This is a genomic window from Peribacillus sp. NPDC058075 (genome assembly GCF_042885195.1).
In the GTDB taxonomy this organism is placed as follows: Bacteria; Bacillota; Bacilli; order Bacillales; family DSM-1321; genus Peribacillus.
Window position 1 is genome coordinate 3,505,692 of sequence record NZ_JBHVSL010000001.1, and the last position, 14,764, is coordinate 3,520,455.

A 14,764-nucleotide genomic window follows, 5' to 3' on the forward strand; every position below is an offset into this window, starting at 1 on the left:
GACCCCGCAGGCGAGCGCCGAGGAGGCTCTCGGACCGCACGCGGAAAGCGAGTGCCTTACGTTCCAATCAACAATCAGTTTGCAAAATCAATTATTATCTACATCTGGAACCCCTCTATTAATCTCGTAATAACTTAGCTTGCCACCTTTCTGAAATACCGATAAACCTTTTCTAGCTTTTGGGTCTGTTTCCCCTTTGGACTTTCCATATTACCGAATTCGAAAAACTTCACTTTTTTGATTCCGACAAAATTGAATAGTGCTCTTTTCATCAAGATTTTATGCGCATCATTCAGCCAGAGAAGCGGATAATTTGCTGGTCCCTTCATCGTGGACACGCATACGACCGACTTTCCCTTTAGGAGACCCTCTGAGAGCAATCCCTTTTTATCCCTGTAAGCAAAATTCGCGGAAAACAATTGATCAATGTATCCCATCAGCATTGCCGGAGGCCTCCCCCACCAGATTGGATAGACAAAGACAATCTTGTCGGCCCATGTCATTTGATTTCTATATTTTTCAAGCTGAGGATCACGATGCATATCACGCCTTCGTTTATGCTCATTGAACTCCAAGAGCGGATTGAAGCCCTCTTCATATAAATCCAAAACCTGCAGCCCCTTTATGTTGGGGTTCTCCTTACTTCCTTGAATGACTTTTTCTAAAAAAGCATGGCTTAAGCTTTCATGATTTGGATATGTGTAGATGACCAGCATGTTCATGTCGTACCCCCCCTATTTACTTATCATTTGATAACAATCATATAACAGCACCATTTTTATTGTCAAATGATAATTGTATTTTGATAACACTTTTGATATCTTCACAAGAGAGGTGAAAGTTATGGACAATAAAGCTCTTTTTGAAAAAATGGTCACATTTACGACTTCCGTACATCAAGTGACACACGAATTGACCCAAAACGCCAAATCCGATTCCATCACGCCGGTACAATATAAAATTCTTGAATATATTACCGTCAGTCAGCCTGTCACACCAAGTGAAATCAGTGACTGTCAGCACATCTCCATGCCTAACACGAGCCGTGAACTGAAAAAATTAAGCGAAAAGAATTTAATTGAAAAAATAAGTGATTCGGAAGATAGACGCAAACAATACATCCGCCTCTCCAAAGAGGGGGAAATGATGATGAACGAGACTTTTGCAATCGTGGAATCCCGTTTCCAAAGCAGGCTGCAACATGCATCAAAGGAAGATTTAGCGGATATTGACCGTGCCCTGGACATTCTTCAAACAAAACTTTTTTACTAAATAAACAAAAATGGCTCCCGAGATTGAAGTTGACAAAGAATCAACTTCAATCTCGGGAGCTCCTTCATAATCTCCATTATAATCAGGTACCGCAAAAGGTCCGGTATGGCCTTGTTGACTCAGGCAGTGCGGCGTATTCAGCTTGTTCCTCGCAGTGTGCATAAGGATTTGTAAGAACATCCAACAGCCGTTCCATCACGCTGTAGTCCCCTTGTTCCACTGCCGCTTCCAACGCCTCTTCCACCCGGTGGTTCCGTGGGATCACGGCAGGATTGCTGTTTTGCATCAATTGATTTGAAGATTCTTTCGATTCCTTCTGCCTGCCCAGTCTCGCCTGCCAAAGCTCTTGCCATTGAGCGAATTCCGGTGTCCCGAAAAGGACCGTATCCTCCATTTTATCAAAGGTCAAAGCACGGAACGTATTAGTATAGTCGGCACCATGCTTCTTCATCATACTGAGGATGCCATTAATAAGCGCTTCATCCTGAGTCTCTTCGTTGAAAATCCCCAGCTTCGCCCTCATTCCCGCTAACCAATTAGCGTGATACAGATCATTAAAAACGGAAATCTTATCCTGGGCCAGTGTAACGGCCTGATCTTGGTCATCATGCAACAGCGGCAATATGGATTCAGCGAATCGCGCAAGATTCCACCCCCCAATGACCGGCTGGTTGCCATAGGCATAGCGGCCTTGAGTATCAATTGAACTGAATACCGTTGCAGGGTCATAGGCATCCATGAAGGCGCAAGGGCCATAATCGATGGTTTCCCCGCTAATCGTCATGTTGTCGGTGTTCATCACGCCATGAATGAAGCCAACTAGCTGCCATTGGGCAATGAGCTCAGCCTGACGCTTGACCACTTCCTGCAGCAGCGAAAGATAACGGTTTTCATCGGCTTCGATGTCTGGAAAATGACGCTTAATGGCATAGTCGGCAAGTGTCCGGAGCTCCTCGAGCGTGCCCCACTTTGCAGCGAATTGAAAGGTTCCGACACGAAGATGACTCGAAGCCACACGGGTCATGATGGCACCAGGCAGCCCGGTTTCACGGATTACCGTTTCACCTGTCGTCACAACTGCCAGACTTCGCGTGGTAGGAATGCCGAGCCCGTGCATTGCCTCGCTGATGATGTATTCGCGCAGCATCGGTCCAAGTGCAGCACGGCCATCGCCCCCGCGGGAGTATGGCGTTCTTCCTGGACCCTTCAGCTGGATATCAACCCTCTCGCCTTCTGGCAAGACCTGCTCGCCAAGCAATATCGCCCGGCCGTCCCCTAACATGTTAAAATGACCGAATTGATGCCCAGCATATGCTTGGGCAAGAGGCGAAGCACCTTCGGGGATCTCATTTCCGGCAAACACCGCCACGCCATCTTCGCTTTGCAGCTTTTGAACGTTCAAACCAAGAGAATCCGCCAAAGGTTCATTCAGAATGATCAACTCCGGTGAACGTACAGGAGTCGGGTTCGTACTCGTGAAAAACTTTTCCGGAAGACGTGCATAGCCATTATCTAAATTCCATCCTGTTTCATTAGTCATGGTTTCTCCTTTTCTTATTTTGACTTTTTTATAAAAGATATTTCGCTCAAGATTCAGTTAAAACACGCGATAAAACTAAGTTGCAGTCCATTTTTTAATGTCTGCTTCTAACAATTAATTATACCTTTTTTGCATAAAAATGGCTCTTTTAAAGTCGTGTTAAATCCATGACGCCCCGGGATTTCATAAAACGATTGCGGTTCCTTGGAACCAAAGAAAGCAGGTACCCTTAATGGGTTCCTGCTTCTTAAGTCTATCTTTGTTGAACTTTTATTTTCTTAAGTACAATACTTTATCACAACAGTATACAAAGTACCCAATACTATAATCTCTGATTTTATTCTAGTCATTGGTACTAATGGTAATTTTCATTTTCAATTTTACCATTACAAGTGATACGGTTCACTACGCTTAATTCTAAACAAAAAAACCCACCGATGATGCGGCAGGCCTTGGTTGGATTTTTACATTCTCAATTATTATCTTCCCAAAGAAAGACTTGCTAATCGTGTGGAGGATTCATGTTTTCAGAATGCCTCCCCACCTTTTTCCTGTCTTCTTCCTTCCCACTTTGTCTCCCGAAGCCCTCTTCCATTCAAACCTAGTGTTAATTCAGTAAAGTCAGGCTGATAAAGGCAATGCCAAATATACAGTACAGAATGAGGGTAAAGGGCTGGGGAAAAATAATATATACGATCATACTGATGATCATCAGCAGGATGCTGAAGGCATTTATCCTATCTCTCCACATACTCACCTTTGGTCAACTCCTTTTCCACAAGCGTAAGGTACATTTTCATCGCAAACTTCTTCCGGTGCTGCTTGGCCGGCTTTGAGAAAGCACTTCTCCCACAGTCAAAGCGTACATCAGCAAAAATAGAGTTTCTTCTTCATCCTTCGATCCTCTTTGTTATAATGGCTTTGTGCCTAATTTGGATTTTTTTCATTTTTCGTTAGTAAGTAAGCGACTGATAATTTATAATTATAAAATTGAACCCACTAAACAGCCATGTAGCCAAAATGATAAATTCATGAAAATAATTTAAATTTTCAGATTTTTTAAGGGGTATGAAGTGAATGATCTATAAAACTTTCAAGGTTGTATTGAAAACCATGCACAAAGGACAAACCGAGGAATTCGCCTATGTATATGAAGGGAAAAGCCTGCTGATCGGCCGAGCAAGTCAGCACTCCAAAGCTGATTTCAGGCTTTACAATGACTTTGTTTCCAGGGAACATTGCCGGATTTATATGGAGGAAGGGCAGCTCCTTATTGAGGATTTGGCAAGTAAACACGGCACCTCGGTGAACCAGATCCCGCTCGTACCGGGCAATCCATGTCACATTGAACCGGGGGATTTGATTGCTTTGGTTAATGGATTGATTGAATTCATAATCTCCATCGACAACGATTTAACAATGGATTTCACGCCGGTGAACCCCGAATCCCTGCAAACCGTCGCTATCAATGAGCACCTTCAGACCGTGATCATCAATGAAGAAGCTCCTATTAAAATGCCGACCAAGGAATTCAATTGCTTTAAGCTGCTATATGAAAATTTGGACAATCTTATTTCAAAGGAAGAAATTGTCCAGCAAGTCTGGCCAGAAAGAGTCGGAGATCCCGAGCAAATTGTGACGGCAGAGGAAATCGCTTCACTTCTGTACCGGGTGCGGAAACGGTTAAATGGGCACTTTGCCATAAAAGCCGTCATTCAAAAGGGATATTATATGGAATCCATCCATTCATTCAATTTATCGGACTTATCATGACAATCATTCGAAAGCATGAAAAAAAGCATTGTGGATAACAATGCTTTTTTTCATGCTTATTTTGGAGATGGAAAGTGTATATGTCCACGGTCCATTATCATTTCTTTGGCAAATCCAGATTAGTGAATTCATCGACTGGAACGATGTCTTCTTCCATATCCATCACCTTTAGCACAACCCGGTCTCCTACATTCGTCAACACAATATCTGATAGAGCATTGACACCAGGGTCCACCGAGAACCGCTTGGCATTGCCTTCGACGATCAAATGGAATACGTATCCATTTGAGAGATTCGCATCATTGATCCTTAGTACCTTCCCCTTTATTTCTTTCATCTCAAAGCCTTTTTGGGGCGTCACACCGCTGACTTTCCCTAAAGAGGCAATCAGTTTTTTATAATTGCGGAAAGCTTCGTCTTTCGTTTTCCCAAAGACCACTTGGGGATTATCGCTATTGGCGTACACGATCGCCACACCTTGGAACTTGCTGCCCTTTGTAACCGGAATGACATAAGTGGGAGCACCGTAAATCGTATAGAAAATTCCATTAGTGGCTTTCCAGCCTGGATATTTAGACAAAAACTCACTCGCATTGGCGTTGGATTTTGCCTCCTTTCCAGTCAGAACGGACGTAACGCCTTTATAGTAGGTCATTTCACCGGTTTTGGCATTGAAAACACCGTAACCTACAAGGGTTTTGGAGTTGCCTTTAGATTTAGCCCGGGTAAAGTCCACTACATAAATCAATTCGCCTTTTTCGTTAAACGTAACTTGCATATTATCCTCATTAGGAATCAGGACATCTTTCTTCGGCCCAATCAAGGACTGGTTTTTCCACCCGTGCACATATTTCCCCCAGTAGGTCCAATATTCCAGGGCTGTTTCCAATGTGAATGTCCGATCTACCCATTTAGGCTCTTTTCCTTTTGGATAGTAGTTCGTGTCCCCCGTTTCCGGATTCACCAATACCACCCCGTCCACTACGGGACCGCTGCGGTATTTTAAATAATGTCCGACTGAAGCTACGAAGAAAGGCTTTCCATCTTCGTTCGGTTCCAAATATGAATCATGGATGATTTTATTCGGATATGCCTTGCGGATGGTTCTTTCCAAATCATGTTCGAGGTACTGTGAGGGAGCATAAAGCATCTTCCCTTTGACAGTACTTGCCCCTTTATCCGTCGATACGGCGGAAATCAGATTATAACCTGGCGTGTATTCCGCTTTCCCGGCTTTCAAAAACCCATCCATTTCAATGGGTGAAGTATAAGCCAATTCATCATTGATATTGGTTAGACGGTATTCGCCCTCAGTGAAATATGATGCATTTTCTATTTTATTAATCGCTGCATCGCCTTTTGCGTCAGCCATTTTCACTGTAACAAGCGGCATGGTTTTTATATCTTGAACTTCTTCCAGCTCTTTTTTCTTATCGACTTTCGCCAATCCATGCAGATCAGCGGCAAAAGTGAAGGGGTAAAACAGCATGATGACCCATGCTAATATCAAAACGACTCCAATCAAACTGTTGAAATGTACGTTCCAAGGTGTTTTTGGCTGCTTTGCCGCTTCATTTCCCCTCCGATTCCGTCGGTTACTTGAAGATTCACTGGCACTGTACATATACATTCTTGAATCAATGATGAGAATGAGCCCTAGAATAATGGCAAAACACGAAAAAAATGCAGCGGCAGTAAGATCCAGCAGCATGATATCGATAACGAAAAACAATACGGCAGCAGAAACTAAAAGTCTCAGAACTTGTTCAATGAAAAAAGGTATATCCTTTTTGGTGATGGCGTTTATCCATCTCTGCGGAATCAAGGAAAGTCCCAGTATGGCAAATGGTATTTTCATTAACATTCCTTTTAAGATGAAACCGAGTAGTGAAAGTATCATGGTTTAAAAAATCTCTCCTTGTCATGTATGTTCCCATTTACCCATTTTATCACTTTTGTACAACCAATTTACTATTTTTAAAATATATCGAAATAACGTTTAAAAACTACCAATACAATTTACACCAACGATGCTACTTTTACCGATTTAATGTTTATATAGAATCTAGAAAAGGATGGATGCCAAAGGGGACGAAGCCTATGATTTATGAAGAAACCTACCAATACCTATTATGGAATGTATCTTCCACTGAATTCGATACGTGTTTGTATGCCTTGCTAAACAGTGATCTTGGAGGGGTCATCCAGATCCCGCTTTCTTATATGGCCCGAGGAGTCGGAACGACTTAAGGGATCGTCAATAAATTTACCGCACCACAAGGATCATTAAAAAAGTGTTTGTCTCTTCATTACCTAACCCGTCTATTATATGTTATCCAAGAGAACGAATCCGGTTCTCTTTTTTAGCTTGTAACGAAAGCCTGTGAATTGAAGAATGACGATTGTTGGTGATTGGCCCATTGATTTCTCCTCTGAATTGGTGTGTTTCATATGGATCTTGTGGATAAGTTAACTTGGTCATTAAGTTGTTTTGACAGCAGACCATACCCCCTGTAAGGGCAAGGATATTTATCAGGAGTTATTCTAAGCGTCTTAGGATGGGTCTATATATCAGTATGAATACGGTATTGAATGTGATAGGCCGCTATACGGTAAAAGAAATGGGCCTCCATTTAGAATGGAAAGCCCTATGACCTGTTATGGTATTAATAATATTTTCCCCGAACTCTTCCGGCTTTCAAGAAGTCTATGCGCATCCGCTCCATTTTCCAACGAGAAAAGAGTCGGTTCTTTGATGAGGATTTCCCCCGACATAATCCATTGGAACAGCTCTGCAGTTCTTCTTGTCCGTTCTTCATGGGTGGTCAGGACGTTCCAAAGGTCTCCACCTATTAATGCTTTCGATGTATCCATTAGCATTCTTGGATCGATTTTCTCAGGATCACCGCCTGCCATCCCAAAAAATACAACAGTTCCTCCAGTCTTGGTTGCACTGAAGCTATCCATCAAGGTTTGTCCCACTGATTCATAAACGACATCAACGCCTTTACCGCCGGTTACATCCATAATGGAATCCACCCAGTCCGATCCGTAAAGGAAAACATGAGCCGCACCCATTTGTTTAGCAACAGCCGCTTTATCATTTGATGAGGTCAAGCCAATGACCTGACCGCCCTTCATCTTGATCATCTGTGTCAGTAATTGACCGACTCCACCAGCAGCGGCATGGACCAGAATGGTTTCACCTGCTTTAACTTGATGACTGTCATGGGTTAAATATTGGGCAGTCAATCCTTGAAGTAAAACGGATGCGGCCGTTTCAAAGGAAATGCCCTCAGGCAGCGGTAACAGTTTATCAGCTGGAACTGAAACCAGCTCCGCATTAGCATGGGGAACATCAGCGAACCCGACACGATCACCGACTTTCACATGATGGACATCTTCCCCAACATATTCGATGACCCCTGCCCCCTCATACCCTAGAATGAATGGGGGATCACCCACCAAATGATAATTCCCTTTCCTTCTATATACATCAGCAAAATTCAATCCGATTGCTTTCATTCGAACGATCACGGCTGATCTTGAATGTTCTGGTTCTGCAATTTCCCTCACAGACAGAACTTCCGGCCCGCCGAAACCATCAAAGACAAGTGCTTTCATCATCCTAACTCCCTTTCAATGCTTCTTCATTCTTTAAGATATCGGATGAACCCTTTGCTGGCAAGAAAAACAAATAACCACCCTCCCTTAAAGGCAAGAGCGGTCACTAAGTTTACTCAATCTGTATTGGAACCAGGGCCGTTCTTTCGTTTATTCGCAGAATATTCCTTACCGTGTGCTTCATGTTCTGCAATGATGTCCGCTTTCGGAATATGATTATTCTTTTTCGGTGAACCGGTACGGTTACGATGTTTTTTTCCCATGATCTATCTCCCCTTCATTCAAAGCTATTTATGTTGAACTATTGTTAGCTTGTCCGATTACCACCGAAAATACCGGCAAAATAGGCGCTTCATAATAAAGGAAAAACCATCGCGGAGACCGAATAGATGTAAAACTGATATATGAGGAGGGAAAAACATGTTTCCTGTATTGAACACGGAAAGGTTACGCTTTCGGGAAATTCGTGAAAGTGATGCGGAAGCTATTTTCCAATGCTTATCAAAAGATGAAGTCACCCGCTTTTATGGGCAGGATTCATTGGAAAATGTCGAACAGGCGAAAGACATCATAGCGTCTTTTGAGAAAAATTATCTTGAAAAAAGAGCTATTCGATGGGGAATTGAAAGAAAGGACACACAGGAATTGATTGGTACCATCGGTTTTCATGCCCACAGTCCCAAATACAGACGGGCGGAAATCGGTTATGAGATCCATCCAGCACATTGGCGTAAAGGATTTGCGTCAGAAGCTCTTAAAGAAATTATCTCCTACGGTTTCAACGACTTTGATTTAAGCCGCATCGGCGCGGTCGTTTTTCTGGAAAACCAGCCATCAAGTGAGCTCTTGCTTAAGCTGGGCTTCATCCAGGAAGGAATATTAAGGAGTTATATTTACCAAAACGGTATCCCTCATGATACATACGTGTATTCATTGCTGAAGTGAAACAAAAAAACCTCCATTGAAGAAATTTGAAAAATCCCTTCCGATAACTGCCTGGCCGAGCCCCCGCATAATGCTTGCTTTGATGAGGCTTGTCGGCAGTCGGCGAAAGGGTGGGGATTTTCGAAATCCGGCTGGAACTTAGATTCCATTCTTTTCGGAGCATCTGTTCCCCATTCCATTTACTTATTAGAATGTGATAAAACAGTAAAAAAATTACCTAAATATTCCAAATTGCCTACAAAAAAAAGTCACCAAAACATGGCGACTCTCACTTCACGATTTAGAGATAGTCCTTCAAAGCCTGCTGCAGTGTACCCTTTGTTTCTGCTTTATTATCGAGCTGAATCCCAGAACGGATCATTTTCGTAACAACCTCTGGCCGTAACCCAGTCACTACAGCTTTACACCCCATCATTGCCGTTCCATCGAGGATTTTCATCAAATCAGTGATCATTTCTACTTCCATTTCGATGATACCGGACATATCCAAGATCAAGGTCTGTATCCGCAGTTTACCTATCTCCATCAATACCTTTTCTTCAATTATCTGTATTCGTGAATAATCGATTGTCCCGATTAACGGTAGGACACAGGTGGTGGAAGTGACGGGAATGATAGGAACGGATAGATTTTCCACCAAGTTTTGCTGAGCGAGAATCAATTTGTCTTTATAATCGGAGTAACTGACAAAAAAGGATTTAAGAAAAACATCAACACTTTCATTCACTTTTTTCTCTAATTCAAAAAAGACCTTGGAATCCTCAATAAACGCTTTCTTATCTTGTTCAAACTTATAAAGAAAGGTCCAAAGCGTTCTGCGAAGGGCTTGAATCCATTCCAGCTTAAATGAAAGCGTCAAGGAGTGGGTTGCCCAAGTTGCTCCCTCTTTTTCGGCAAAGGCAATCATATCCGTTTCATTATGTTCCACTATATATCGAATGAGCTTATGTGCATTATTCAAAAGGTCGACATTTCCAATCAGTAAAATTTCTTCGATTTTATCCCTGACATTGACCGCTGCTGATAAAAGATATTCTTCAAACTCACTTTTATTCTGCAAAAGGAATTCCATTATTTTATCTTCCTCATAAACAAAACTCACTCTCTCCACTCCCTTTTTGAATATCCACCTGTGATTTTTGTTACTATTTACTTTCTATATTGGTGGAGTTTTTTCCTGCAAATTGGTCATATATTAAAAGTTGGCAAGTAAGTGGGGTAAAGCCGGTTAGATTTCATCTCCTGAAAAAACATTTTTCGATGCGGAAGAGAAAATCAGATGGGTGGACGATTTCCCATATTTAATGGCTTCATCGACGAAGTCTTCCAGCGTTTCCATGGAAAATGTACTTATTTTAACAAGATAACTGTATTGACCGGCTAACCGGTGACATTCCAGAACTTCCGGATGGTTCAAGCTGAATTGATAAAAGTCTTTGCATCGATCCGTTTCGAATAATATGAATGCCGTTATGCTTCTATCAAGTTTTTCAAGGGATATTTCCGTTTTATAACCTTTTATCACTCCGCTTTCCTCTAATTTATTCACACGTTCTTTCGTTGCTGGAGCCGTTAAGGAAACTTCATGTGCCAGTTCCTTCATGGACATGCGACCATTATTCTCCAGTAAGGAAAGTATTTTTTTATCCGTCCGATCCAATTCAATCCCCCCTACTTTTTATTATTAACTGATTCCTTTTAAATACATTATAAAATAAATATAAAAGGAATGATTACGTAATTAATCGTATGTATGAGGGATTTTGCTTTTTATATAATAAACATAATACATATAAGGGGGATGCCACTATGAAAAAAGTATTGCTGCTGCTATCCAATGGATTCGAAGCGGTTGAAGCAAGTGTGTTTACAGATGTATTGGGCTGGAATAAATTAGAGGGTGATGGTACCACTGATTTGGTTACCGTTGGACTACATGAACAATTGAAATGCACATGGAATTTCATCGTGAAGCCCGAACTGACCATCGATGAAGTTAACCTTGATGACTTCGATGCTCTGGCCATTCCAGGAGGTTTTGAAGAAGCCGGTTTCTATGAGGATACCTATGATCAAAGGTTTCTTGATGTAATCAATTATTTTCATAATAAGAATAAAATCATAGCAACTATCTGTGTAGGTTCTCTCCCACTAGGAAAAAGCGGGATTTTGAACGGAAGAAAGGCCACTACGTACAACCATCCAACCAGTAAGAGACAGGGCCAACTAAAAGATTTTGGTGCGATTGTGGTGAATGAACCGATTGTCGTCACGGACAATATCATTACATCCTACAACCCTTCCACAGCATTCGATGTTGCCTTTACGCTCTTGGAAATGCTCACTTCAAAAGATAATTGTAAACATGTGAAGGAATTGATGGGTTTCCATTAAGAATGTCTTTGGAACCTATACAAATTCGATGTTAATTTCCGCAGGCAAACGGCGGAAAGGGAGCGGATTTCTGATATCAACTGAACCCTTTTAAAGGAAAATACTGCAGGCAAACTCGTTTTCTACGAGTTCGTCTGCAGTCTAAGGTTCCTAATGGTTTTCACGTTACTTCCAATATGCTAATGAACGGGTTTTCATGGATTCACGGAACTGTTTTGTTGATTCTGGCAGTACTTTATTCGTTGCATAATCGATGATGACACCATACCGGCGAATGACATCGAGACTATCCAGCTCGCCCTTGGCGAATTTATCTTCCACGCTTTGTATGTTTTCCTCAAGCCATTGTTTGCGGTTGTTTCTGATATAAGACCTAGCTTGTTTCGTTGCTTCCAGATCTATTTCGAATAAATCGAGATCTTTATCGATTTCCTTGATCACGACTCCATAATCTTTTTTAGCTCGCTCAATTGAAACATACTCATCGATAACATCTTCCAAAACAGCTTCGGGACTTCTTTCAAGCGGATCTCCCAGTCCCCCGCCCCCAGCGGATGGACGCACAAAGGAATCTCCTTGCTGCACTTTTACATTTGAGAAAATCGCACCTAAATATCGTTCGTCTTCCTTGCCCGGATTCAGCCAGCCGCTGGATATTCTTAGGCCAAAAACGGAACAAGATGATGATGAAATAAAAAAAACCAGTCATATCAATAAGAAATAATTGATATAACTGGTTTTTGATCTAGGTTTAGCTTCGCTGGACGGCGAAGTCTATTAGATTCGTCAGTTATTTATAGATTCATCTTTTAAGTCACCGAGTTCATTTTAGGCGATGTCAGAGTAGAATTTCTAGAAAAAACTACCTGTTTACACCATGGCTATATACTTTATCTTACGTCAATTCATGATAAAGTCAAGGTATTTTTGGAATATTTAAATAACTATAGTTTGAGAATTAAGAGTGGGATTTATTACAAAAATAAGTAAGCATAACTGTTTCGCTATGCTTACACAATCATATTATTTATCAGGTGTTTCCGATGTGCCTTCCTCACTGTTTTTGAGGTAAACTTCAGAAATTCCATTCATACCTTCTGATAGTTGTGCTTTGGTATAATCCATACTGCCAACCAGTTTATGAAGCTTATTATCATTATTCTCTTCTGTAAGTTTAGATTCTGAATCAGTCACATTTTTTCACCTCCATCATTTAGGATGGCAAATCAAGATGGAAATATGTATGACAGGCTTCGATGTCGATGTTAGACACCCTCTTACATTTCACTTTAGGTAAATAATGGAATACTACGTTGGGATCTGTACTTCAAATAAGCAGGAAAAGATTATTTTATGAATCTTTTTTAAAAAATCAGCTGTTTTCAAGCCACTAAAGGGATATACTATAGGATAGCATTTATTACATTTTTGTTAGTATTTTTTCTTGTCACACATTGTGTAATATTTTACAAGTTTTTCTATTTACATCTACAAAATGCTTATTGCAAAGGAGAATTGGATATGTCAGAAACGATTACCCAATCACAAACTGAACAACTTAATGCCCGCCAAAAACAATTAGATGTACTGGACCAATTATTAAAGCCTGAGGTTCAGGAATCATTGAACACTTTAGTTGAGCAGTTACCAAAACTGACTGAGTTAGTGAATATTTTAACAAAGTCATATGATTTCGCTCAATCGGTTGCGACTGACGATGTCTTGAAAAATGATACGGTCAGTGCCATTTCGGAAATCGCGACACCTGTAGTCCATTCAGTGAAAGGGCTTGCGGCTAATGCCATCGAAGCTAAGGATCGTGCTGAAGAGAATACTGACGTAATCGGTCTTTTTGGTCTGTTAAGAATGATGAAAGACCCGCAAGCACAAAAGCTTTTCCGTTTCGCCCAAGCTTTTCTTGAAGTCTCTTCAGAACGTAAAAACGAAAAATAATTTGATAAATTTCAATCAGTAAGGACGGGGGATTAACTATGTCAAAACAAATCGTCATCTTAGGTGCGGGTTACGCTGGATTGCTATCTGCCTTATCCGTACGTGAATATTACAAAAGAGATGAAGTGCAGGTTACCGTGGTGAACCAATTTCCAACTCACCAAATCATCACCGAATTGCACCGTCTTGCAGGCGGATCCATTTCCGAACAAGCCGTTTCCATTCCGTTGGAAAAGCTTTTCAAAGGAAAAGATATCGACCTTGTCATTTCCAAAGTGGAGTCTTTCTCAGTCGATAACAAAGAAGTGAAACTTGCCAATGGTTCCACTTTATCTTATGATGCCCTGGTTGTTGCTTTGGGAAGCCAAACAGGATTCTTCGGCATTCCGGGACTTGAAGAAAACAGCATGGTGTTGAAATCCGTAAAAGATGCAAACCATATTTACAAACATATCGAAGATCGCATTCGTGAATATGCACAAACTAAAAATGAAGCGGACGCAACCATCGTAATCGGCGGCGGCGGATTGACGGGCGTCGAGTTAATCGGTGAAATTGTGGATCACTTCCCTAAAATCGCCAAAAAATTCGGAGTAGATTTCAAGGACTTGAAAATCAAGCTAGTGGAAGCTGGTCCAAAAATCCTTCCAGTCCTGCCTGATCACTTGATCGAACGTGCCATGACAAGCTTGGAAGCACGCGGCGTTGAATTCTTGACAGGCCTTCCTGTAACGGGTGTTAAAGGAAATCAAATCGAATTGAAAGATGGACAAACGATCACAGCCAATACCCTTGTTTGGACAGGCGGAGTTGCAGCCCTTCCTATCGTTGGCGAATCCGGACTTGAAGTCGATCGTGGCAAAGCAGCCGTTAATGAGTACCTGCAATCGAAATCACATAATGACGTATTCGTTGTCGGTGATAGTGCCCTTGCTTTCCCTCCAGAAGGCGGCCGTCCTTACGCACCAACCGCCCAAAACGCATGGCAAATGGGTGAGCTTGTTGGATACAACCTATATGCAGCCTTTGAAGGCAAGAAACTTGAAGAATTCTCACCTGTAAACTCAGGTACACTTGCGAGCCTTGGCCGTAAGGATGCGGTGGCAACGGTTGGGGCCAATAACACGTCCCTTAAAGGCCTTCCGGCTACATTGATGAAAGAAGCAAGTAATGTTCGCTATCTATCACACATCAAAGCCCTATTCAGCTTGGCTTATTAATTTATTGTAGTATGTGACATGTATGCATTGACATGTCCGCGGA

The 14,764-nt window shown here is 41.7% G+C and carries 16 protein-coding genes; 7 read left to right on the forward strand and 9 right to left on the reverse strand.

What is annotated here, in order from left to right:
* Nucleotides 1–134: 134 nt before the first annotated feature.
* On the reverse strand, nucleotides 135–722 hold the full coding sequence (locus ACFVS1_RS17360) for an NAD(P)H-dependent oxidoreductase (protein ID WP_387549047.1): 588 nt from the start codon (nucleotides 720–722) through the stop codon (nucleotides 135–137).
* A 121-nt stretch (nucleotides 723–843) separates the two neighbouring features.
* On the opposite strand from ACFVS1_RS17360, the gene ACFVS1_RS17365 reads away from it, so the two are divergent.
* Complete coding sequence (locus ACFVS1_RS17365; protein ID WP_352927144.1) at nucleotides 844–1,272, forward strand: MarR family winged helix-turn-helix transcriptional regulator; 429 nt, start codon at nucleotides 844–846, stop codon at nucleotides 1,270–1,272.
* 82 nt (nucleotides 1,273–1,354) lie between these two features.
* On the opposite strand, the gene ACFVS1_RS17370 is transcribed toward ACFVS1_RS17365, so the two are convergent.
* Nucleotides 1,355–2,812, reverse strand: coding sequence for a protein adenylyltransferase SelO (locus ACFVS1_RS17370; RefSeq protein ID WP_387549049.1), 1,458 nt, complete (start codon nucleotides 2,810–2,812; stop codon nucleotides 1,355–1,357).
* A gap of 1,077 nt (nucleotides 2,813–3,889) precedes the next feature.
* Between ACFVS1_RS17370 and ACFVS1_RS17375 the strand changes: the two genes are divergently transcribed.
* Nucleotides 3,890–4,585, forward strand: coding sequence for an FHA domain-containing protein (locus ACFVS1_RS17375; RefSeq protein ID WP_352927140.1), 696 nt, complete (start codon nucleotides 3,890–3,892; stop codon nucleotides 4,583–4,585).
* A gap of 97 nt (nucleotides 4,586–4,682) precedes the next feature.
* Here ACFVS1_RS17375 and ACFVS1_RS17380 read toward each other — a convergent pair whose 3' ends face one another.
* The gene (locus tag ACFVS1_RS17380) at nucleotides 4,683–6,485 is read right to left on the reverse strand and encodes a hypothetical protein (protein WP_387549051.1); all 1,803 of its coding nucleotides are present in this window, start codon (nucleotides 6,483–6,485) and stop codon (nucleotides 4,683–4,685) included.
* Nucleotides 6,486–6,685: 200 nt separating this feature from the next.
* On the opposite strand from ACFVS1_RS17380, the gene ACFVS1_RS17385 reads away from it, so the two are divergent.
* On the forward strand, nucleotides 6,686–6,835 hold the full coding sequence (locus ACFVS1_RS17385) for a hypothetical protein (RefSeq protein WP_352927134.1): 150 nt from the start codon (nucleotides 6,686–6,688) through the stop codon (nucleotides 6,833–6,835).
* A 408-nt stretch (nucleotides 6,836–7,243) separates the two neighbouring features.
* Here ACFVS1_RS17385 and ACFVS1_RS17390 read toward each other — a convergent pair whose 3' ends face one another.
* Together ACFVS1_RS17390 and ACFVS1_RS17395 are read right to left on the reverse strand one after the other, a co-directional pair.
* The gene (locus tag ACFVS1_RS17390; RefSeq protein ID WP_387549421.1) at nucleotides 7,244–8,209 is read right to left on the reverse strand and encodes a quinone oxidoreductase family protein; all 966 of its coding nucleotides are present in this window, start codon (nucleotides 8,207–8,209) and stop codon (nucleotides 7,244–7,246) included.
* Between the two features lie 116 nt (nucleotides 8,210–8,325).
* Complete coding sequence (locus ACFVS1_RS17395; protein WP_141994063.1) at nucleotides 8,326–8,472, reverse strand: hypothetical protein; 147 nt, start codon at nucleotides 8,470–8,472, stop codon at nucleotides 8,326–8,328.
* 157 nt (nucleotides 8,473–8,629) lie between these two features.
* On the opposite strand from ACFVS1_RS17395, the gene ACFVS1_RS17400 reads away from it, so the two are divergent.
* Nucleotides 8,630–9,154 carry a GNAT family N-acetyltransferase gene (locus ACFVS1_RS17400; protein WP_387549054.1) on the forward strand — a complete coding sequence of 175 codons (525 nt, stop codon included), beginning with the start codon at nucleotides 8,630–8,632 and terminating at the stop codon, nucleotides 9,152–9,154.
* A 280-nt stretch (nucleotides 9,155–9,434) separates the two neighbouring features.
* On the opposite strand, the gene ACFVS1_RS17405 is transcribed toward ACFVS1_RS17400, so the two are convergent.
* On the reverse strand, nucleotides 9,435–10,256 hold the full coding sequence (locus tag ACFVS1_RS17405; RefSeq protein WP_352927126.1) for an STAS domain-containing protein: 822 nt from the start codon (nucleotides 10,254–10,256) through the stop codon (nucleotides 9,435–9,437).
* 126 nt (nucleotides 10,257–10,382) lie between these two features.
* Complete coding sequence (locus ACFVS1_RS17410; protein WP_260356743.1) at nucleotides 10,383–10,814, reverse strand: Lrp/AsnC family transcriptional regulator; 432 nt, start codon at nucleotides 10,812–10,814, stop codon at nucleotides 10,383–10,385.
* A gap of 149 nt (nucleotides 10,815–10,963) precedes the next feature.
* On the opposite strand from ACFVS1_RS17410, the gene ACFVS1_RS17415 reads away from it, so the two are divergent.
* Nucleotides 10,964–11,548: a DJ-1/PfpI family protein gene (locus ACFVS1_RS17415; RefSeq protein WP_387549057.1), complete on the forward strand. Its 585-nt coding sequence runs from the start codon at nucleotides 10,964–10,966 to the stop codon at nucleotides 11,546–11,548.
* Between the two features lie 165 nt (nucleotides 11,549–11,713).
* On the opposite strand, the gene ACFVS1_RS17420 is transcribed toward ACFVS1_RS17415, so the two are convergent.
* Both ACFVS1_RS17420 and ACFVS1_RS17425 read right to left on the reverse strand, forming a co-directional pair.
* On the reverse strand, nucleotides 11,714–12,112 hold the full coding sequence (locus tag ACFVS1_RS17420) for a hypothetical protein (protein WP_387549059.1): 399 nt from the start codon (nucleotides 12,110–12,112) through the stop codon (nucleotides 11,714–11,716).
* Nucleotides 12,113–12,571: 459 nt separating this feature from the next.
* On the reverse strand, nucleotides 12,572–12,742 hold the full coding sequence (locus ACFVS1_RS17425; protein WP_352927117.1) for a hypothetical protein: 171 nt from the start codon (nucleotides 12,740–12,742) through the stop codon (nucleotides 12,572–12,574).
* 327 nt (nucleotides 12,743–13,069) lie between these two features.
* Here ACFVS1_RS17425 and ACFVS1_RS17430 point away from each other — a divergent pair, with 327 nt between their 5' ends.
* The gene (locus ACFVS1_RS17430) at nucleotides 13,070–13,501 is read left to right on the forward strand and encodes a helical membrane plugin domain-containing protein (protein ID WP_352927114.1); all 432 of its coding nucleotides are present in this window, start codon (nucleotides 13,070–13,072) and stop codon (nucleotides 13,499–13,501) included.
* A 38-nt stretch (nucleotides 13,502–13,539) separates the two neighbouring features.
* Complete coding sequence (locus ACFVS1_RS17435; protein WP_387549062.1) at nucleotides 13,540–14,721, forward strand: NAD(P)/FAD-dependent oxidoreductase; 1,182 nt, start codon at nucleotides 13,540–13,542, stop codon at nucleotides 14,719–14,721.
* The last annotated feature ends 43 nt before the right edge of the window (nucleotides 14,722–14,764 follow it).